The sequence below is a fragment of the Bartonella sp. CR127HXZ genome (assembly GCF_042194555.1).
In the GTDB taxonomy this organism is placed as follows: Bacteria; Pseudomonadota; Alphaproteobacteria; order Rhizobiales; family Rhizobiaceae; genus Bartonella; species Bartonella grahamii.
Genome location: NZ_JBHIMZ010000062.1, coordinates 1 through 825, shown reverse-complemented (window position 1 = coordinate 825; position 825 = coordinate 1). Strand labels below are relative to the sequence as shown.

Sequence of the window (825 nt, the reverse complement as noted above, 5' to 3'; positions counted from 1 at the left end):
GCCTCAAACCGATTATCTGGATTATAAACAAGACGTGAAGCCATTGTATGAGGATCCGCAGAATCATTATTCCATCCAACAAAAATTGTATCAAAAGCTCGGGCATAAAGTTTGGAAAACAACTGTGTACCTGCCAATCGCTCAATTTTAAGACGCACCCCCGCCTGCGCAGCACTATCTTGGAGTGACTGAGCAAGTAACAAAGTATAAGGAGCATTTGATACGAGAAAATTTGCCTCAAATCCGTTCGGATAACCGGCCTCTGCTAAAAGCTGCTTGGCTTTTTGAATATCAAGCTTAAAGGGTTGCCCTTCTTTTTCATCTAAAGCCCCAAAATTGCCAAGAGGAATAAAACTTGCCCGTGGAATACCAATCCCTTTGAGAAGCTTCTTGCCAAGACCTTCATAATCTATAAGATAACGCATCGCCAAACGTACTTTTTCCTTAGCAAAAATGGGATTCGTCGTATTGAATCCCCAATACATCATGGATGGTTCTAACACTTCTTTGATTTTAACATCTGTTGTTTTTTGCAGATCTGCAAGATCTTCAGGTGTCAAATTACGAGCAACATCAATATCATGTTTTTGCAACAACAAGCGTTGTGTTCCAGGCTCCGCAACATGGCGAATTAAAATCTGTTTTAGTTTAGGTTCTTGTCCCCAATAATGAGAGCTTGCACGCAATAAAATCGCTTCTCCAGGGCGCCAACTTTTTAACTGATAAGGACCAACGCAAGCAGCATGAGTTTTCAAATACTGATTTCCCAAATCACCATTTTTTTCGTGTTTCATGATCGTCTTACGATCAAGCAAAGCTGTTGCA

The 825-nt window shown here is 40.7% G+C and carries 1 protein-coding gene; it reads right to left on the bottom strand.

The annotated features are described in order from the left end of the window. Window positions 1-825, bottom strand: an 825-nt coding sequence (locus ACFIKY_RS09085) for an ABC transporter substrate-binding protein (RefSeq protein ID WP_375661742.1), incomplete at both ends; no start/stop codon positions are given.